Source organism: Klebsiella sp. G-Nf4, from assembly GCF_002810615.1.
Taxonomy (GTDB): Bacteria; Pseudomonadota; Gammaproteobacteria; order Enterobacterales; family Enterobacteriaceae; genus Klebsiella; species Klebsiella variicola.
This window is the reverse complement of the sequence record NZ_PION01000002.1, coordinates 138,401-157,261: the sequence shown is the minus strand read 5'-3', so window position 1 is coordinate 157,261 and position 18,861 is coordinate 138,401. Positions and strand designations below refer to the sequence as shown.

Sequence of the window (18,861 nt, the reverse complement as noted above, 5' to 3'; positions counted from 1 at the left end):
GGTAAAAAATGGAAATTAACGAAACGCTGCTGCGCCAGATTATCGAAGAGGTGCTGGTGGAGATGAAAACAGGCGCAGATAAGCCGGTCTCCTTTAGCGCGCCTGCCGCTTCTGTCGCGTCGGCCGCTGTTGCTCCTGTGTCCAGCGACAGCTTCCTGACGGAAATCGGCGAAGCCACACCCGGTACACAGCAGGATGAAGTCATCATTGCCGTCGGGCCCGCCTTTGGCCTGGCGCAAACCGCCAATATCGTCGGCATTCCGCATAAAAATATCCTGCGCGAAGTGATCGCCGGCATTGAGGAAGAAGGCATCAAAGCCCGGGTGATCCGCTGCTTTAAATCTTCTGACGTCGCCTTCGTGGCGGTGGAAGGCAACCGCCTGAGCGGCTCCGGCATCTCGATCGGTATTCAGTCGAAAGGCACCACCGTCATCCACCAACGGGGCCTGCCGCCGCTTTCCAATCTGGAACTCTTCCCGCAGGCGCCGCTGCTGACCCTGGAAACCTACCGCCAGATTGGCAAAAACGCCGCGCGCTACGCCAAACGCGAGTCGCCGCAGCCGGTGCCGACGCTCAACGATCAGATGGCTCGTCCCAAATACCAGGCGAAGTCGGCCATTTTGCACATTAAAGAGACCAAATACGTAGTGACCGGCAAAAACCCGCAGGAACTGCGCGTGGCGCTTTAACAAAGGATATCCCGATGAATACCGACGCAATTGAATCCATGGTACGCGACGTGCTGAGCCGGATGAACAGCCTACAGGACGGGGCAACGCCCGCGCCAGCCGCGCCGACAAACGACACCGCTCGCCAGCCTAAAGTCAGCGACTACCCGTTAGCCACCCGCCATCCGGAGTGGGTCAAAACCGCTACCAATAAAACGCTCGATGACCTGACGCTGGAGAACGTATTAAGCGATCGTGTTACGGCGCAGGACATGCGTATCACACCGGAAACGCTGCGCATGCAGGCGGCGATCGCTCAGGATGCCGGACGCGATCGGCTGGCGATGAACTTTGAGCGGGCCGCCGAGCTCACCGCGGTTCCCGACGACCGGATCCTTGAGATCTACAACGCCCTGCGCCCATACCGTTCCACCCAGGCGGAGCTACTGGCGATCGCTGATGACCTCGAGCATCGCTACCAGGCCCGGCTCTGTGCCGCCTTTGTTCGGGAAGCGGCCGGGCTGTACGTCGAGCGTAAGAAACTGAAAGGCGACGATTAACAGGGGGCAAGCATGCGCTATATCGCTGGCATTGATATTGGCAACTCATCGACAGAGGTCGCCCTGGCGACGGTCGATGACGCAGGTGTGCTGAACATCCGCCACAGCGCGCTGGCTGAAACCACCGGTATTAAAGGCACATTACGTAATGTGTTCGGTATTCAGGAGGCGCTAACACAGGCGGCAAAAGCGGCAGGCATTCAGGTCAGCGATATCTCGCTTATTCGCATTAACGAAGCCACGCCGGTCATTGGCGATGTGGCGATGGAGACCATTACGGAAACCATCATCACCGAGTCCACCATGATCGGCCACAACCCGAAGACACCCGGCGGCGTCGGACTGGGGGTCGGTATCACCATCACACCGGAGGCGCTGCTGTCCTGCTCCGCGGAGTCCCCCTATATTCTGGTGGTCTCCTCGGCCTTTGACTTTGCCGATGTCGCCGCGATGGTCAATGCGGCAACGGCGGCGGGCTATCAGATAACTGGCATTATTTTGCAGCAGGATGACGGCGTGCTGGTTAATAACCGGCTACAGCAACCGCTGCCGGTGATCGATGAAGTTCACCATATCGACCGTATTCCACTTGGCATGCTGGCGGCGGTCGAGGTCGCTTTACCCGGCAAGATCATCGAAACGCTCTCCAACCCCTACGGTATTGCGACCGTTTTCGATCTCAACGCCGAGGAGACCAAAAATATCGTGCCAATGGCGCGGGCGCTGATTGGTAATCGTTCGGCCGTAGTGGTGAAAACCCCCTCCGGTGACGTTAAGGCCCGCACTATTCCGGCGGGGAATCTGCTGCTCATCGCTCAGGGGCGCAGCGTACAGGTTGATGTGGCCGCCGGGGCGGAAGCCATCATGAAGGCGGTTGACGGCTGCGGCAAACTGGACAACGTCGCGGGAGAAGCGGGCACGAATATCGGCGGCATGCTTGAGCATCTGCGCCAGACCATGGCGGAGCTTACCAATAAGCCAGCTCAGGAGATCCGCATTCAGGATCTACTGGCCGTTGATACGGCGGTGCCGGTCAGTGTGACCGGCGGCCTGGCAGGTGAGTTCTCGCTGGAGCAGGCGGTGGGTATCGCCTCGATGGTCAAGTCGGATCGCCTGCAGATGGCCCTGATCGCCCGTGAAATTGAGCACAAACTGCAGATTGCGGTTCAGGTGGGTGGCGCCGAGGCGGAAGCGGCCATTCTCGGGGCGCTCACCACTCCCGGCACCACGCGCCCGCTGGCGATCCTCGATCTGGGCGCCGGGTCGACCGACGCCTCGATTATCAATGCGCAAGGGGAGATCAGCGCCACTCACCTGGCCGGCGCCGGCGATATGGTCACGATGATCATCGCCCGCGAGCTGGGGCTTGAGGACCGCTACCTGGCGGAAGAGATCAAAAAATACCCGCTGGCGAAAGTCGAAAGCCTGTTTCATCTGCGTCATGAAGACGGCAGCGTCCAGTTTTTTCCGTCGGCCTTACCACCGGCGGTATTTGCCCGCGTCTGCGTGGTGAAACCGGATGAACTGGTTCCCCTGCCCGGCGATCTGCCGCTGGAGAAAGTGCGCGCCATTCGCCGTAGCGCCAAATCACGCGTCTTTGTCACTAACGCCCTGCGGGCGTTACGCCAGGTGAGCCCTACCGGCAACATTCGCGACATCCCGTTCGTGGTGCTGGTGGGCGGCTCGTCCCTCGATTTCGAGATCCCCCAGCTGGTCACCGACGCGCTGGCGCACTACCGGCTGGTTGCCGGGCGCGGCAACATCCGCGGCAGTGAAGGCCCGCGCAATGCGGTCGCCAGCGGATTACTCCTTGCCTGGCAAAAAGGGGGTACGCATGGAGAGTAGCCTCGTCACCCCCGCCATCGTCATTGCGGTCACTGACGAATGCAGCGAACAGTGGCGCGATGTCCTGCTGGGCATTGAAGAGGAAGGCATTCCTTTCGTTCTGCAACCGCGGACCGGCGGCGATCTGGTCCATCACGCCTGGCAGGCGGCGCAGCGTTCGCCGCTGCTGGTGGGCATCGCCTGCGACCGGGAACAGCTCATCGTGCACTACAAAAATTTACCCGCATCAACTCCGCTGTTTTCGCTGAGGTATCACCAGGACAGGCTGGCCCGGCGAAACACTGGCAACAATGCGGCTCGTCTCGTCAAAGGGATCCCATTTCGGGATCGCAATGCTTAATCCACAGGAGAACAAAGTATGAATAACGCACTAGGACTGGTTGAAACGAAAGGCCTGGTTGGCGCCATTGAAGCCGCTGATGCAATGGTGAAATCCGCCAACGTGCAGTTGATTGGTTACGAAAAAATTGGCTCCGGGCTGATTACCGTGATGGTCCGCGGAGACGTCGGCGCGGTCAAAGCCGCCGTTGACGCCGGGAGCGCGGCGGCCAGCGTGGTCGGCGAGGTCAAGTCCAGCCATGTGATCCCACGTCCGCACAGCGATGTTGAGGCCATTCTGCCGAAATCCGTCTGACCTGGAAAGAAGGAGCACCGCGTGAAGCAATCACTGGGATTACTTGAGGTCAGCGGCCTGGCCCTGGCCATCACCTGCGCCGACGCCATGGCGAAAGCGGCCGCCATCACGCTGCTCGCCCTGGAAAAGACCAACGGCTCCGGCTGGATGGTGGTGAAGATCGCCGGTGATGTGGCCTCTGTCCAGGCAGCGGTGATGACCGGGGCCGAACTCGCCGAACGGCAGCAGGGGCTGGTGGCGCAGAAGGTTATCGCCAGGCCCGGCGCAGGCCTGCTGCCAGCCCGCGTCGAAGCGCCTTCACCAACGCCTGACGCCGCTCAGGAAGAGGAGAACGCCACCGTAATGGATGAGCGCAGAGATCCCGCAGACACCCTCCCCCGCCCTGCGGAGCAGGTGACCTGCAACCTGTGCCTGGACCCGCACTGTCCACGGCAAAAAGGCGAACCCCGCTCGCAGTGCCTGCACGCCGGTAAACGAGGTGACGCGTAATGGATAAACAACAGCTGGCTTCGACAGTCAACAAAGTGCTGGATGAGATGCGCCAGCGTCCCATCCCAATCGGTATCTCCAGTCGCCATATCCATTTAGCGGCGGAGGACTATGCCAGGCTTTTTCCCGCTCAGCCCATCCAGCCGAAAAAAGCGCTGCTGCAGCCCGGACAGTATGCTGCAGAGCAGACGGTGACCCTGGTTGGCCCCAAAGGACGATTAAATAACGTGCGCCTGCTCGGCCCTTTGCGCCAGACCAGCCAGGTGGAAATCTCACGCACCGACGCCCGGACCCTCGGTATCGCCGCGCCGCTGCGCATGTCAGGCAATCTGCAGGACACGCCGGGGATCCGCCTGATAAGCCCCTTTGCCGAACTGGAGCTGAGCAGCGGGACGATCGTCGCCCAACGACATATTCATATGTCCCCGCTTGATGCGTTGATCCTGCGCGTCGCCCATGGCGATAGCGTCGCGGTGGCGATCGAAGGTAGCGACAGGCGGCTTATCTTCGACAATGTAGCGGTCCGCGTAGCCCCGGATATGCGTCTTGAGATGCACATCGATACTGACGAAGCCAATGCGGCAGGCGCTGACGCTGCGCAGGCCTGGGCTACGCTGGTGACGAAGCCATGAACCACGCGATGCTGCAGCGTATCGTCGAGGAGGTCGCCGCCCGCCTGCGCCGTCGCGCCCTGAGTACGGCCACGCTCAGCGTGGCCCAGCTCGGCGAAGCGGATATCCGCAGCCTGCTGTGCCAGCACGCTTCGCTGCGCATCGTGCAGGTGGATTTACCGCTGCTGGAACAGCTTACCGGCCAGCGCGCGCTGGCGGCCGCCGGTTGCGCACTGCATGAGGCGATGGCCTGGGGCGTTCGGGTACAGCTAACGCTGCTTCCCGCCCTGCTCCCCGCGCTGGCGGTAAAAAAACTCGCCCGCTTGCCGCTGACGTTCAGCGACCCGCTTGGCCAGCCCGTCAGACTTCACGCCGCGTCGGTGCTCACCTACGCCGATGTAGCCCGCCTCCACGGAGGTTATCTGGTGCTGCGCCGCCACCCCATTATCACCGCCCTCGCCCGCGAAGCGGCCGTCGCGCGGCATGTTCAATTGATTAAGCAGGAGTGAACTATGCATCTGGCACGCGTGACCGGCGCCGTCGTCTCGACGCAAAAATCGCCCTCTCTGAACGGCAAAAAACTGCTGCTGGTGCGCCGGGTAAGCACAGACGACGAACATCCATTTCCGCCCGCGAGCGGCGATGAAGTGGCGGTAGATTCGGTTGGCGCTGGCGTCGGCGAGCTGGTGCTGCTCTGCAGCGGCTCGAGTGCACGCCACGTCTTTAGCGGCCCGAATGAGGCCATCGATCTTGCCGTTGTGGGCATTGTTGACTCACTTGCACGCTAAGGGGGCGCCTGTGGCTATCTATACCCGAACCGGCGATGCCGGCAGTACATCACTCTTTACCGGCCAGAGGGTCAGCAAGACGCATCCGCGCGTCGAAGCCTACGGCACCCTGGATGAACTGAACGCGGTGCTGAGCCTGTGCGTCTGCGCCGTCGCTGAAGAGGAACATCGCGTCCTGCTCGAAGCCCTGCAGCAGCATATTTTCTGGTTCAGCGCGGAGCTCGCCAGCGACAGCGAACAGCCATCACCGGGTCAGCGCTATATCAGCAGCGAAGAGATTGCCCTGCTGGAGCAGACCATCGATCGCGAGATGGCCCGCGTGCCGGCGCTGCACCAGTTTGTGTTGCCCGGACGCTGCGAAGCCGCCAGTCTTCTGCACCTGGCCCGCACCGTTTCCCGTCGGGCGGAGCGTCGGCTGGTCGAGCTGGCGGCAGAGGTTACTATCCGTCAGATACTGCTGCGTTATCTGAACCGCTTATCTGACTGCCTGTATGCCCTGGCGCGCAGCGAGGATCAGGCCGATCACCAGCGCCGCCTCGTGGCGGAGATCGCGGCCCGCTACCTGGCCGCCAGCGGGTCGCCTGCGTCCGACGCGCCCAAAGCCCAGGCCGGGTCACTCTCCTTTCACGAGCTGCATCAACTCACCCGTCAGGCCATCGAACACGCCCGCCAGCTGCAGGTGCCGGTGGTGGTCAGCATCGTTGACGCACACGGTACCGAAACCGTGGCCTGGCGAATGCCCGATGCGCTGCTGGTCAGCAGCGAGCTGGCGCCCAAAAAAGCCTGGACCGCCGTCGCCATGAAAACCGCCACCCACGAGCTCGCGACGACCGTACAGCCAGGCGCTGCGCTGTACGGTCTGGAGAGCCATCTGCAGGGCAAAGTCGTCACCTTTGGCGGCGGATATCCGCTGTGGCGCGATGGTCAGCTAATAGCCGGCCTCGGGATTAGCGGCGGCAGCGTCGAGCAGGATATGGCTATTGCACAGGCTGCCATTGCGGCCATTAACGTGAGAACACATCAATGAATACAGCAGAACTGGAAACCCTTATCCGCACCATTCTCAGCGAAAAGCTCGCGCCGACGCCTCCTGTCCCTCAGCAAGAGCAGGGCATTTTCCGCGACGTCGGCAGCGCCATCGGCGCCGCCCATCAGGCTTTTCTGCGCTATCAGCAGTGTCCGCTAAAAACCCGCAGCGCCATTATCAGCGCCCTGCGGGAGACGCTGGCCCCCGAGCTGGCGACGCTGGCGGAGGAGAGCGCCACGGAGACCGGCATGGGCAACAAAGAAGATAAATATCTGAAAAATAAAGCCGCGCTTGAAAACACGCCGGGCATTGAGGATCTCACCACCAGCGCCCTCACCGGCGATGGCGGGATGGTGCTGTTTGAGTACTCGCCGTTTGGCGTCATTGGCGCCGTGGCGCCCAGCACCAACCCAACAGAAACCATTATCAATAACAGTATCAGTATGCTGGCGGCGGGCAACAGCGTCTATTTCAGCCCTCATCCAGGCGCGAAAAAGGTCTCGTTAAAGCTTATTGCCAGGATCGAAGACATCGCCTACCGCTGCAGCGGGATCCGTAACCTGGTGGTAACCGTCGCCGAGCCGACCTTTGAGGCCACCCAACAGATGATGGCCCACCCGCAGATCGCCGTTCTGGCTATCACCGGTGGCCCTGGCATTGTGGCGATGGGGATGAAAAGCGGAAAAAAAGTGATCGGCGCTGGCGCTGGCAATCCACCGTGCATCGTTGATGAAACGGCCGATCTCGTCAAAGCCGCCGAAGATATCATCAGCGGCGCCGCCTTCGATTACAACCTGCCCTGTATCGCCGAAAAAAGCCTGATCGTCGTCGCCTCCGTCGCTGACCGCCTGATCCAGCAACTGCAGGATTTTGACGCGCTGTTGTTGAGCCCGCAGGAGACCGATACCCTGCGCGCCGTCTGCCTGCCCGACGGCGCGGCGAATAAAAAACTGGTCGGTAAAAGTCCGGCTGCGCTGCTGGCGGCCGCCGGTCTCGCCGTTCCGCCCCGCCTCCCTCGCCTGCTGATAGCCGAGGTGGAGGCGAACGACCGCTGGGTGACCTGCGAGCAACTGATGCCGGTGCTGCCGATCGTCCGGGTCGCCGATTTTGACAGTGCCCTGGCGCTGGCGCTGCGCGTTGAGGAGGGTCTGCACCACACCGCTATCATGCACTCGCAGAATGTTTCGCGGCTCAATCTGGCGGCACGCACGCTGCAGACCTCCATTTTTGTCAAAAATGGCCCGTCTTACGCGGGAATCGGCGTCGGCGGCGAAGGGTTTACCACCTTCACCATCGCCACGCCAACCGGGGAAGGCACCACCTCCGCGCGGACGTTCGCCCGCCTGCGGCGCTGCGTGTTGACCAACGGTTTTTCCATTCGCTAACCGGGGGCGCCATGCACACCTTTTCTTTGCAAACGCGCCTCTATAGCGGCCCGGGCAGCCTGGCCGCGCTGCAGCGTTTTAGCCATCAGCACATCTGGATCGTCTGCGACGGCTTCCTGGCACGATCGCCGCTGTTCGAGCGGCTGCGCGCCGCGCTGCCCGCCAGCAACCGCGTCAGCGTGTTCAGCGATATTACACCGGATCCGACCATTCACACCGTGGCGAAAGGGATAGCGCAGATGCAGGCCCTGCGTCCGCAGGTGGTGATCGGCTTCGGCGGCGGCTCGGCGATGGACGCCGCCAAGGCGATCGTCTGGTTCAGCCAGCAGGGCGGGCTGCCTGTCGACACCTGCGTGGCGATCCCCACCACCAGCGGTACCGGGTCGGAAGTGACCAGCGCCTGCGTCATCAGCGATCCGGAAAAAGGGATCAAATACCCGCTGTTCCATGAGGCACTCTGTCCCGATATGGCGATCCTTGACCCGGTGCTGGTGGTCAGCGTACCGCCCACCATCACGGCCCATACCGGACTGGACGTCCTGACCCACGCCCTTGAGGCATGGGTATCGCCGCAGGCCACCGATTTTACCGATGCGCTGGCGGAAAAAGCCGCCAGGCTGGTATTTCGCGCCCTGCCCGTTGCGGTTCGCCAGGGCGACTGCGTCGCGACCCGCAGTAAAATGCACAATGCCTCAACCCTTGCCGGCATGGCCTTTAGCCAGGCTGGCCTCGGGCTCAATCATGCTATCGCCCATCAGCTTGGCGGCCAGTTTCACCTCCCCCATGGCCTGGCCAACGCGCTGCTGCTGACCGCGGTGATCCGCTTCAACGCCGGCGAGCCGCGAGCGGCGAAGCGCTATGCGCGCCTGGCCAGGGCCTGCCGGTTCTGCCCGCCGGAAGCTGGCGAACAGGAGGCTCTCCAGGCGCTGATTGCCGCGGTGGAAACACTGAAACAGCAGTGCGCCATTCCCACCCTCAAGGGCGCCTTGCAGGAAAAATATCCCCTTTTCTTATCGCGAATTCCCGCCATGGTGCCGGCCGCGCTGGCCGACGCCACCCTGCGCACCAACCCGCGCCCGGTCGATGGTGAGGCCATCGCGCGACTGCTGGAGAGCCTGCAATGAGTGAAGCGATAGTGCCACTACCAGACATTGACGCGGCGGAGATCCGCGAGCGCGTCCGGGCCGCCGGCGTGGTGGGCGCCGGTGGGGCGGGCTTTCCGACCCACATCAAACTGCAGGCCCGGGTAGATACCGTGCTGGTGAACGCCGCCGAATGCGAACCGATGCTGAAGGTTGATCAACAGCTGATGGCGCAGCAGGCTGACCGACTGATTCGCGGCCTGGGTTACGCAATGACCGCCACCGGCGCCCGGGAAGGGATCATTGCCCTGAAGGCGAAATATGCTCCGGCGATTGCGGCGTTAACCCCGCGCCTCCCGGAATGGGCCCGGCTGCATATTCTGCCTGACGTCTATCCGGCCGGGGATGAGGTGCTCACTATCTGGCTGGCGACGGGTCGTCGCGTGCCGCCTGCCGCGCTGCCGGTCAGCGTCGGCGTAGTGGTCAATAACGTGCAGACGGTGCTGAATATCGCCAGAGCCGTGGAGCAGGGCTATCCGGTGACCCGTCGGACGTTGACCGTCAATGGCGCTGTCGCCCGCCCGCTGACGCTGACCGTGCCGCTGGGCATGTCGCTGCGCGAGGTGCTGGATCTGGCCGGCGGCGCGACGGTTGACGATCCGGGCTTTATCAACGGCGGTCCGATGATGGGCTCGCTTATGACCTCCCTGGAGACACCGGTCACCAAAACCACCGGCGGCCTGCTGGTGCTCCCGGGCAACCACCTACTGATCCAGCGACGGCGGCAGGATGAGCGAACGCTGCTCGCCATCGCCCGTACCGTCTGTGAACAGTGCCGTTTATGCACAGATTTATGTCCCCGGCACCTGATCGGCCATGAGCTTTCTCCCCACCTGCTGGTGCGGGCGGTGAACTATCGCCAGGCGGCCACCCCGTCGCTGCTGCTCAGCGCCCTGACCTGTTCGGAGTGCAACGTTTGCGAGAGCGTCGCCTGCCCGGTGGGGATTTCCCCCATGCGCATCAACCGTCTGCTGAAACGTGAGCTGAGGGCGAAAAACCTGCGCTACGAAGGCCTGCTGCGTCCGGCGGACGAGATGGCGAAACACCGCCTGGTGCCGGTCAAACGGCTCATCAGCAAACTGGGGCTTGATCCCTGGTATCAGGAGGCGCCGCTGACGGCGGTGGAGTCGGAGGTGGGCTGCGTCACCCTGCCGCTGCGCCAGCATATCGGCATCAGCGCCGTTCCCTGCGTCGCGCCGGGAGAGCGAGTCACGCGCGGCCAGCTGCTGGCAGACATCCCTGCCGACGCCCTCGGTGCGCCGGTACACGCCAGTATTGACGGCCTGGTCTCCGCCATCACGGAGCAGGCCATTACGCTTGTAAGAGGTTAATCATGACCCAGGCTATCGGAATTTTAGAACTAACCAGCATCGCCAGGGGGATGGAGCTGGGCGACGTCATGCTGAAAAGCGCGAACGTACAGCTCCTGCTTTGCAGAACCCTTTGCCCGGGAAAATTCCTGCTGATGCTGGGCGGCGACGTCGGCGCCGTGCAGCAGGCAATCGCCGCCGGCACGGCGCGCGCCGGGGAGATGCTGGTGGACAGCCTGGTGCTGGCCAACATTCACCCCAGCGTACTGCCGGCGATCAGCGGACTCAACGTGGTCGAGCAGCGGCAGGCGGCGGGGATCGTCGAAACCTGGAGCGTGGCAGCGTGCATCAGCGCCGCCGACCGTGCGGTGAAAGCGGCCAACGTCACCCTGGTGCGCATCCATATGGCGTTTGGTATCGGCGGCAAGTGCTACATGGTGGTGGCTGGCGATATCGCCGATGTCGACAACGCCGTCACGGTGGCCAGCGACAGCGCAGGCGAGAAAGGATTGCTGGTTTACCGGGCAGTGATCCCGCGACCGCACGACGTGCTGTGGCAACAGCTGATGGAGGGATAATGGAACCGCAACCCCCTACCGAACGCATGATCCAGGAGTATGTCCCGGGCAAACAGGTCACTCTGGCACACCTCATCGCCAATCCGGGCAAAGACCTGTTCAAAAAGCTGGGCCTGCCGGACGCGGTCTCCGCTATCGGCATTCTCACCATTACCCCCAGTGAGGCGTCGATCATCGCCTGTGACATCGCCACTAAGTCCGGCGCGGTGGAGATCGGCTTTCTCGATCGCTTCACCGGCGCGGTGGTGTTAACCGGCGATGTCTCCGCCGTGGAGTACGCGCTAAAGCAGGTTACGCGCACGCTCGGCGAGTTGATGCGCTTCACCGCCTGCCCGATCACCCGGACCTGAGCCCATGAAGCGCCTGATGCTTATCGGACCCAGTCAGTGCGGCAAAACCTCGCTGACCCAGGTATTGCGTGGCGAAACGCTGCGTTATCAGAAAACGCAGGCCATCGTCTGGACGCCGGCCGCGATCGACACCCCAGGGGAATATCTGGAAAACCGCTGCCTGTACAGCGCGCTGCTCACCAGCGCCTGCGAGGCCGATGTCATCGCGCTGGTACTGAATGCCGATGCGCCCTGGTCACCTTTTTCTCCGGGGTTTACCGCCCCGATGAACCGCCCGGTTATCGGGGTGGTCACCAAAGCCGATTTGGCCGCCCCGCCCCGTCTGGAACAGGTCCAGGCATGGCTCAACGCGGCGGGCGCCGAACATATCTTTATCACCAGCGCGTTAACCGGCGACGGGCTTGACGACCTGCTCGCCTGCCTGAATACAGAGGAACATCAATGACCTATAAAATCATGGCGATTAATGCCGGCAGCTCTTCCCTGAAGTTTCAGTTGCTTAACATGCCGCAGGGAGCGCTACTCTGCCAGGGATTGATCGAACGTATCGGCCTGCCCGAGGCCCGCTTTACGCTGAAAACGCCGGCGCAGAAATGGCAGGAGACGCTGCCCATCGCCGATCACCACGAGGCCGTGACCCTGCTGCTGGAGGCGCTGACCGGCCGCGGGATCCTGAGCAGCCTGCAGGAGATAGACGGCGTTGGCCACCGCGTCGCCCACGGCGGCGAACGCTTCAAAGACGCCGCGCTGGTCTGCGACGACACCCTGCGGGAGATCGAACGCCTGGCGGAGCTGGCGCCGTTGCATAACCCGGTCAATGCGCTGGGCATACGTCTCTTTCGCCAGCTGTTACCCGCGGTACCGGCGGTGGCGGTCTTTGATACCGCCTTTCACCAGACCCTGGCGCCGGAGGCCTGGCTCTATCCCCTGCCCTGGCGCTATTACGCCGAGCTGGGCATTCGCCGCTACGGTTTTCACGGCACCAGCCATCACTATGTCAGCAGCGCGCTGGCGGAAAAGCTGGGGGTACCGCTGAGCGCCCTGCGGGTAGTGAGCTGCCACCTGGGCAATGGCTGCAGCGTCTGCGCCATCAAAGGCGGGCAGTCGGTGAATACCTCAATGGGCTTTACTCCCCAGTCCGGGGTGATGATGGGCACCCGCAGCGGCGATATCGACCCGTCGATTCTTCCCTGGCTGGTGGAGAAAGAGGGGAAATCCGCCCAGCAGCTCAACCAGCTGCTGAATAATGAATCCGGGCTGCTTGGCATCTCCGGTGTGTCCTCTGACTACCGCGACGTCGAACAGGCAGCCGACGCCGGCAATGAACGCGCAGCTCTGGCACTGTCGCTGTTTGCCGAACGCATTCGCGCAACTATCGGCAGCTATATCATGCAGATGGGGGGCCTGGATGCGCTGATCTTTACCGGCGGCATTGGCGAGAATTCCGCCCGGGCGCGGGCGACGATCTGCCGCAATTTGCACTTTCTCGGCCTCGCGCTGGACGACGAGAAAAACCAGCGGAGCGCGACCTTTATTCAGGCGGATAACGCGCTGGTCAAAGTCGCGGTGATCAACACCAATGAAGAGCTAATGATTGCCCGCGACGTCATGCGTCTTGCCTTGCCGCAGGCGCGAGAGCTGGCGGTGTCGGCATAAACGACGTACCTCCTCTTGCGGAGAATCATGGTAACCGGCGGGTCGCCATGCCACTATGCGCCCTGGCGAAGGTAAGCGGAAAGGTGAAAACGTGGCTGTTGCACAATGTCCCGCCTCGTGCGGAGAACTTATCCAGGGCTGGATCCTCGGCAGCGAGAAACTGGTCTCCTGCCCGGTGGACTGGTACAGCACCGTCGAGGTCGAGACCGGGGTGCCGCGAAAAGATGAGCGGCCGCTGTCGCGGGCGATGGTCGACCAGCTGCTGGCCCACTGGGGCTATCCCCCAGCGCTGAGCCAGCAGATCCGCATCACCCTGCACTCAACGATCCCGGTGGCCAAAGGGATGGCCAGCAGCACCGCCGATATCGCCGCCACCGCCGTCGCCACCGCCCACCATCTGGGCCATCCGCTGGATGAGCCGACGCTGGCGCGTCTGTGCGTCGCGCTGGAGCCTACCGACAGCACCCTGTTTCGCCAGCTGACGCTGTTCGACCATAATACCGCCGCCACGCAAATCGCCTGCCCTGCGCCGCCGGCGCTCGACCTGTTAGTACTGGAGAGCCCGCTGACGCTACGCACCACCGACTACCACCAGTTGCCGCGCGAGGCGGGTCTGTTGGCTAACGCCTCCCGGCTGCAGCTCGCGTGGGAGAAAGTGCAGCAGGCCTGCCACTGCGGCAGCCCACAGCTGCTGGGCGAAGCGGCGACCATCAGCGCCATCGCCAGCCAGCAGCTGTTACCCAAACCGGGGTTTGACGCGCTACTGCAACTGGTGGAAAGCGCAGGATTGTATGGCCTTAACGTGGCGCACAGCGGCAGCGTCGTCGGCCTGCTGCTGGACCGCCGTCGTCATGACGTCGAATTTCTCCAATGGCGACTGGCAGACAGCGACATCGCCGCCCACTGGCCGCAGCAGCATCTGCTGGCGATGGTGCCCGGGGGCGTCGCCCTGCAGTAGGCCTCAGGCCAGAGCCCGGCGCAACGCCGCCAGCAGTTGATCGTTTTCGCTGGCGCTGCGGATCGCCACCCGGAAATAACGGCTATCCAGCCCCGGGTAGTTGGCGCAGCTGCGGATCAGCACATGCTGGCGCAACAGGGCGTATTGCAGGTCAAGCCCTGGCCTGTCGCAGCGCAAGAACAGATAGTTGGCGCGCCCGGGCCACACGGTCAGGCCGGCAATCTCCTGCAGTTGCGCGTAGAGACGCGTCCCCTCCTCCTGCAGCCACTGCCAGGTGGCCCGCTGATACTCCCGATCCTGGAGGATAATCTCCCCGGCCAGAGCGGCATAGGCATTGATGGACCACGGCATTTGTCGCTCGCGTAGCCGGGCCACCGCCTGTGCGTCAGCGTTCAGCAGGTAGCCAAGACGCAGCCCCGGAATGGCATAAAATTTGGTGAGAGAACGCAGAACCCAGACGTGCGGGTACTGCGCCAGCAGGGGAATAAATCCCGGCTGGTCGGGCATAAAATCGAGGAAGGCCTCGTCAAGGATCAGGCTGATGTTCAGCGCCCGACAGCGCTGCGCAATGGCTTCCAGCAGGCCCCGCTCCGGCAGCAGGCCGGTGGGGTTATTCGGGGTGCAAAGAAACAGGCAGTCTAGCCCCGGAGTGAGGGCATCGAGGATCGCGTCAGTCAGTTGCCAGCCATCGCGCTCCCGGAGGGCATACTCCACCACCTCGCAATCCACAATCTGCAACGCCCGCCGGTACTCCGCGAAACCGGGAATGACGATCATCGCCCGCCGCGGCTTAAGGCCGTGGACGAGGGTGAAGATCGATTCAGTTTCGCCGTTGCCGGCAAGGATATGCGCCGCCGGCAGCTGATGGTGGGCCGCCAGCGCCTGGTGCAGCTGTTGATACTCAACGTCAGGGTAGCGCTCGGCGCAGCCTGGGTTGTCGACGATCGCCTGCCTGAGCGAAGCTGGCATCCCCAGCGGATTGATGTTGGCGCTAAAATCCAGCAGCTCTGCGGGGGCAATACCCAGCAGGGCGGCGGCCTCGCGGATATTGCCGCCATGGGCGCTTTTCAGTAAGGCCATGTCCCTTTCCTGTGTGGTTATCCGCGACGGGCCAGCGTCGCGCCGTCGGCGAAGTAGGCTTTAATCCCGGCGAGGATCGACTCGGCCACCTCCTGCTGAAATTTGGCCGTTTTCAGCTTCCGCTCTTCTTCCACGTTACTGATAAACGCCGTCTCCACCAGAATGGAGGGGATATCCGGCGCCTTCAGCACCGCAAAGCCTGCCTGCTCTACCCGATTCTTGTGCAGGTTATTGATGTTGCCCATTTTCTCCAGCACCGCTTTGCCAAATTTGAGGCTGTCGGCAATGGTCAGGGACTGCACCATATCGAACATGGTGTGGTCGACATAGCGGTCACCGCTCTTGCTGACCCCACCGATCAGATCCGAGGCGTTCTGCGTCTGGGCGAGATATTTTGCCGCGGTACTGGTTGCCCCCCTGGTGGAGAGGGCAAACACTGAGGAACCGCTGGGCTGGCGGCTGGTAAAGGCGTCGGCGTGAATCGATACGAACAGGTCGGCGCGCTGCTTCTGCGCCTTGGCGACACGCACCTTCAACGGGATAAACACGTCTTCGTTGCGGGTCATATAGGCCTTCATATTGCCTTCTTTGTCGATCAACGCCCGGAGGCGGCGGGCAATCTGCAGCACCACATCTTTCTCGCGGGTGCGATACTTCCCCACGGCGCCGGAGTCTTCGCCGCCGTGTCCGGGATCGAGCATAATGACAATCGGCCGGTCACGCCCGGCTTTGCCCGGTTGCGGTCCGCTTTGCGCCGGCGGCACCTGACGCTCCAGATCGCCTTTGTTGTAATCCTCGAGCAGCGCCAGCAACGGATCCTGAACATCGGTGGCGTTGGCGGGATAGAGGTCCATCACCAGACGCTCTTTAAAGCCAGCCACCGGCGCGAGAGCAAACAGCTGCGGCTTAACGTTCTGCTTGAGCTCAAAGACCATGCGCACGGTTTGCGGATCAAACTGGCCCACGCGGGCGGACTGAATAAAGGGGTCGTCATCGCGGATCTGCCCCCCCATGCCCTTCAGCACAGAGTTCAGGTTAACCCCTTCAAGATCCACCACCACCCGCTCCGGGTTACTGAGGGCAAACTGCCGGTATTTCAGCACATGATTCGATTCTACCGTGACGCGCGTGTAGGTCGATGCTGGCCAGACACGGACGGCGACCACTCGCGCATCGGCAGCCAGCCCCACAGGGCTCACGCTCATTAACCACATGGCGCCCGCGCCCTGCAACAGACGGCGACGGCTTAATCCAGAGTTGTTTCCCGACATGCCACTCCCAAGCAATAAAAACGCATTTGTACCCAAAACAAACAGATTGACCAGAAACTTTAACGAAAGGCATATAACCTGTCATCTATAAAAGGGTAAACATTCATTGACACCCTGCGCCGGGTCACATGTTTTTCGTGGCTTAGCCTAAAATTGGCACTTGCGTTTAACGGCAAAACAGAATAAAAATACAATAATTACGAATAATCATGCATTGAGGGTTTGTCATGGTGAAGGAACGTCGCACTGAACTGGTAGAAGGATTCCGCCATTCTGTTCCCTATATTAATGCCCATCGGGGAAAAACGTTTGTCATCATGCTGGGCGGCGAAGCCATTGAGCATGAGAATTTTTCAAGTATTGTCAATGACATAGGATTACTGCATAGCCTGGGCATTCGTCTGGTCGTGGTCTATGGCGCCCGCCCGCAGATTGACGCTAACCTCGCCGAGCACCATCACGAGCCGGTCTATCACAAGCAGACGCGAGTGACTGACGCTAAAACGCTTGAGCTGGTTAAGCAAGCGGCGGGGATGCTGCAGCTGGAGATCACCGCCCGCCTGTCGATGAGCCTCAACAATACCCCGCTGCAGGGAGCCCATATCAACGTCGTCAGCGGCAACTTTATCATTGCCCAGCCGCTGGGTGTCGATGACGGTGTCGATTATTGCCACAGCGGACGCATTCGCCGCATTGACGAAGAGGCGATTCATCGTCAGCTCGACAGTGGCGCCATTGTGCTGATGGGGCCGGTCGCGGTGTCGGTCACCGGCGAGAGTTTTAACCTGACCTCTGAAGAGATCGCCACCCAGCTGGCCATTAAGCTGAAGGCAGAGAAAATGATCGGCTTCTGTTCGTCGCAGGGGGTCTACAACCAGGAAGGGGAAATTGTCTCCGAACTGTTCCCCAACGAAGCACAGGCCCGCGTCGAAGAGCTGGAAGCGGACGAAGATTATAACTCCGGTACCGTGCGCTTTCTGCGCGGGGCCGTGAAGGCCTGCCGCAGCGGCGTGCGGCGCTGCCACCTGATCAGCTATCAGGAAGACGGCGCACTGCTGCAGGAGCTGTTCTCACGCGACGGCATCGGCACCCAGATCGTGATGGAGAGCGCGGAGCAGATCCGCCGGGCGACCATCAACGATATCGGCGGTATTCTTGAGCTAATAAGCCCGCTTGAGCAGCAGGGCATCCTGGTGCGCCGCTCCCGTGAGCAGCTGGAGATGGAGATCGACAAATTCACCATTATTCAGCGCGATAACACCACTATCGCCTGCGCTGCCCTCTATCCTTTCCCGGAAGAGAAGATCGGCGAAATGGCCTGCGTGGCGGTGCATCCGGATTACCGGAGCTCGTCGCGGGGAGAGGTGCTGCTGGAGCGTATTGCCGCCCAGGCCAGACAGATGGGGCTGAGCAAGCTGTTCGTGCTAACCACCCGCAGCATCCACTGGTTCCAGGAGCGCGGCTTCACGCCGGTGGATATCGACCTGCTGCCAGAGAGTAAAAAGCAGATGTATAACTATCAGCGTCGGTCGAAGGTGCTGATGGCCGACCTCGCTTAAGCCCTTCTTCACTCTTTCTAACGGCCCAGGATAAAACGGCGTTTATCGTCTCATTCCGGGCCGTTCTTCAGCCCCTCTTCGCAACGGCGCCTGTCTGCGACACGCGGGCGAAATTCCTGGTTTCCGCGCAAGCCATTTCTTTCTCGCTGGCTCACCGATATGCTACTGACTGTCGACAGGACGTCGACTGGCGCAACGGCCACCACCCACCCTGCAAGGATCGCTGAAATAATGGAAACCAAACCGAACTGGCTGGTCAGACATATCAACCTCATTACCGCCACGGTCACCCTCTATCCGTGGTTGCTGATGATACTGCTCCTCTGGGATAACCAGCGCCATCATCAGCATGGCTATGCCGCGCTCGGCGCCGCCATCGCGATATTATTCCTGCTGGCCCTGACATCCGGCATGAATGTTCTCATCTCCTCGCTGGTGATTTTTGTTGCCCGCTGTTCCTCCCCACCGCTGGCCAGCGGCGCGGCAGTCCGCTTTTTCGCGATGAATTCGATATCACTATTGTGGCTCGGACTGCTGGCCATATGACCTTAAAGCGCCCCTCCGTCATCATGATTCAGGCGAAACGCACGATAAATATTTCATTACGCTAAGGACAGATAATGACTATAGAAAAGCAGCCCAACTGGGTGACCCGAAACATCAAAAATATCGTGCTGGTCATCTCCCTTTATCCCTGGGTACTGTTGCTGATAACGATGATGGCGGGTAGCGGAGGCCCCTCATCCGGCGCCATGGCGGCCGGGCTGATGGGGGCATTGCTGTTTATCGTCATGTCGATAGCCAACCTGATTATTTCACTGGTTGTTATCGTTATTGCCGATCTCTCAACGTCATCACTCCCCATGCGCTATGGGTGGTATTTTTTTGCCATGAACTCGATATCGGGGCTCTGGCTCATCCCCATGTTCTTCAGCTACTGATTTTTCTGC

23 protein-coding genes are annotated in these 18,861 nt (G+C 61.5%); 21 read left to right on the top strand and 2 right to left on the bottom strand.

What is annotated here, in order from left to right; all coding sequences use genetic code 11:
* Positions 1–8: 8 nt before the first annotated feature.
* From pduD to CWM57_RS06770, 18 genes are all read left to right on the top strand, one after another.
* The gene (gene pduD, locus CWM57_RS06855) at positions 9–689 is read left to right on the top strand and encodes a propanediol dehydratase medium subunit PduD (protein ID WP_074387680.1); all 681 of its coding nucleotides are present in this window, start codon (positions 9–11) and stop codon (positions 687–689) included.
* Between the two features lie 14 nt (positions 690–703).
* A complete protein-coding gene (gene pduE, locus CWM57_RS06850; protein ID WP_012540674.1) occupies positions 704–1,228 on the top strand; it encodes a propanediol dehydratase small subunit PduE in 525 nt (174 codons plus the stop codon).
* Between the two features lie 12 nt (positions 1,229–1,240).
* Positions 1,241–3,073, top strand: coding sequence for a diol dehydratase reactivase subunit alpha (locus CWM57_RS06845; RefSeq protein ID WP_100675818.1), 1,833 nt, complete (start codon positions 1,241–1,243; stop codon positions 3,071–3,073).
* Entirely contained in the window at positions 3,063–3,413 is a 351-nt protein-coding gene (locus tag CWM57_RS06840) for a glycerol dehydratase reactivase beta/small subunit family protein (protein ID WP_012540672.1), read from the top strand. Before CWM57_RS06845 ends, CWM57_RS06840 begins: the two co-directional genes overlap by 11 nt.
* An 18-nt stretch (positions 3,414–3,431) precedes the next feature.
* Positions 3,432–3,707 (top strand): propanediol utilization microcompartment protein PduJ, encoded by a 276-nt coding sequence (gene pduJ, locus CWM57_RS06835; protein ID WP_002915806.1) that lies wholly within the window; start codon positions 3,432–3,434, stop codon positions 3,705–3,707.
* Between the two features lie 21 nt (positions 3,708–3,728).
* On the top strand, positions 3,729–4,196 hold the full coding sequence (locus CWM57_RS06830; protein ID WP_074387678.1) for a BMC domain-containing protein: 468 nt from the start codon (positions 3,729–3,731) through the stop codon (positions 4,194–4,196).
* Positions 4,196–4,828 (top strand): phosphate propanoyltransferase, encoded by a 633-nt coding sequence (locus CWM57_RS06825; RefSeq protein WP_012540670.1) that lies wholly within the window; start codon positions 4,196–4,198, stop codon positions 4,826–4,828. The genes CWM57_RS06830 and CWM57_RS06825 overlap by 1 nt, the downstream gene beginning before the upstream one ends.
* Positions 4,825–5,316, top strand: coding sequence for a microcompartment protein PduM (gene pduM, locus CWM57_RS06820; protein WP_074387677.1), 492 nt, complete (start codon positions 4,825–4,827; stop codon positions 5,314–5,316). Before CWM57_RS06825 ends, pduM begins: the two co-directional genes overlap by 4 nt.
* Before the next feature lie 3 nt (positions 5,317–5,319).
* Positions 5,320–5,595, top strand: a complete 276-nt coding sequence (locus CWM57_RS06815; protein WP_100631315.1) for a EutN/CcmL family microcompartment protein — start codon at positions 5,320–5,322, stop codon at positions 5,593–5,595.
* A 10-nt stretch (positions 5,596–5,605) separates the two neighbouring features.
* Positions 5,606–6,622, top strand: coding sequence for a two-domain cob(I)yrinic acid a,c-diamide adenosyltransferase PduO (pduO, locus tag CWM57_RS06810; RefSeq protein WP_100675817.1), 1,017 nt, complete (start codon positions 5,606–5,608; stop codon positions 6,620–6,622).
* Complete coding sequence (pduP, locus tag CWM57_RS06805) at positions 6,619–8,007, top strand: CoA-acylating propionaldehyde dehydrogenase PduP (RefSeq protein ID WP_074387675.1); 1,389 nt, start codon at positions 6,619–6,621, stop codon at positions 8,005–8,007. The genes pduO and pduP overlap by 4 nt, the downstream gene beginning before the upstream one ends.
* 11 nt (positions 8,008–8,018) lie before the next feature.
* Positions 8,019–9,131, top strand: a complete 1,113-nt coding sequence (gene pduQ, locus CWM57_RS06800; RefSeq protein WP_074387674.1) for a 1-propanol dehydrogenase PduQ — start codon at positions 8,019–8,021, stop codon at positions 9,129–9,131.
* The gene (locus CWM57_RS06795) at positions 9,128–10,480 is read left to right on the top strand and encodes a 4Fe-4S dicluster domain-containing protein (protein ID WP_100675816.1); all 1,353 of its coding nucleotides are present in this window, start codon (positions 9,128–9,130) and stop codon (positions 10,478–10,480) included. The genes pduQ and CWM57_RS06795 overlap by 4 nt, the downstream gene beginning before the upstream one ends.
* A 2-nt stretch (positions 10,481–10,482) precedes the next feature.
* Positions 10,483–11,037 (top strand): propanediol utilization microcompartment protein PduT, encoded by a 555-nt coding sequence (pduT, locus tag CWM57_RS06790; protein ID WP_100675815.1) that lies wholly within the window; start codon positions 10,483–10,485, stop codon positions 11,035–11,037.
* A complete protein-coding gene (gene pduU / locus CWM57_RS06785; protein ID WP_074387672.1) occupies positions 11,037–11,387 on the top strand; it encodes a propanediol utilization microcompartment protein PduU in 351 nt (116 codons plus the stop codon). The genes pduT and pduU overlap by 1 nt, the downstream gene beginning before the upstream one ends.
* A 4-nt stretch (positions 11,388–11,391) precedes the next feature.
* Positions 11,392–11,832 carry a propanediol utilization protein PduV gene (pduV, locus tag CWM57_RS06780; RefSeq protein ID WP_074387671.1) on the top strand — a complete coding sequence of 147 codons (441 nt, stop codon included), beginning with the start codon at positions 11,392–11,394 and terminating at the stop codon, positions 11,830–11,832.
* Complete coding sequence (locus CWM57_RS06775) at positions 11,829–13,043, top strand: acetate/propionate family kinase (RefSeq protein WP_100675814.1); 1,215 nt, start codon at positions 11,829–11,831, stop codon at positions 13,041–13,043. Before pduV ends, CWM57_RS06775 begins: the two co-directional genes overlap by 4 nt.
* Before the next feature lie 91 nt (positions 13,044–13,134).
* Positions 13,135–14,001: an L-threonine kinase gene (locus CWM57_RS06770; RefSeq protein WP_133122271.1), complete on the top strand. Its 867-nt coding sequence runs from the start codon at positions 13,135–13,137 to the stop codon at positions 13,999–14,001.
* 3 nt (positions 14,002–14,004) lie between these two features.
* On the opposite strand, the gene cobD is transcribed toward CWM57_RS06770, so the two are convergent.
* Together cobD and amiC are read right to left on the bottom strand one after the other, a co-directional pair.
* On the bottom strand, positions 14,005–15,081 hold the full coding sequence (gene cobD / locus CWM57_RS06765) for a threonine-phosphate decarboxylase CobD (RefSeq protein ID WP_100631308.1): 1,077 nt from the start codon (positions 15,079–15,081) through the stop codon (positions 14,005–14,007).
* 17 nt (positions 15,082–15,098) lie between these two features.
* Positions 15,099–16,352, bottom strand: coding sequence for an N-acetylmuramoyl-L-alanine amidase AmiC (gene amiC, locus CWM57_RS06760; RefSeq protein WP_008806319.1), 1,254 nt, complete (start codon positions 16,350–16,352; stop codon positions 15,099–15,101).
* 227 nt (positions 16,353–16,579) lie between these two features.
* On the opposite strand from amiC, the gene argA reads away from it, so the two are divergent.
* From argA to CWM57_RS06745, 3 genes are all read left to right on the top strand, one after another.
* Positions 16,580–17,911, top strand: coding sequence for an amino-acid N-acetyltransferase (argA, locus tag CWM57_RS06755; RefSeq protein ID WP_061153427.1), 1,332 nt, complete (start codon positions 16,580–16,582; stop codon positions 17,909–17,911).
* A gap of 231 nt (positions 17,912–18,142) precedes the next feature.
* Positions 18,143–18,457: a hypothetical protein gene (locus CWM57_RS06750; protein WP_049162135.1), complete on the top strand. Its 315-nt coding sequence runs from the start codon at positions 18,143–18,145 to the stop codon at positions 18,455–18,457.
* A 74-nt stretch (positions 18,458–18,531) separates the two neighbouring features.
* Entirely contained in the window at positions 18,532–18,852 is a 321-nt protein-coding gene (locus CWM57_RS06745) for a hypothetical protein (RefSeq protein ID WP_077268448.1), read from the top strand.
* Positions 18,853–18,861 lie beyond the last annotated feature (9 nt).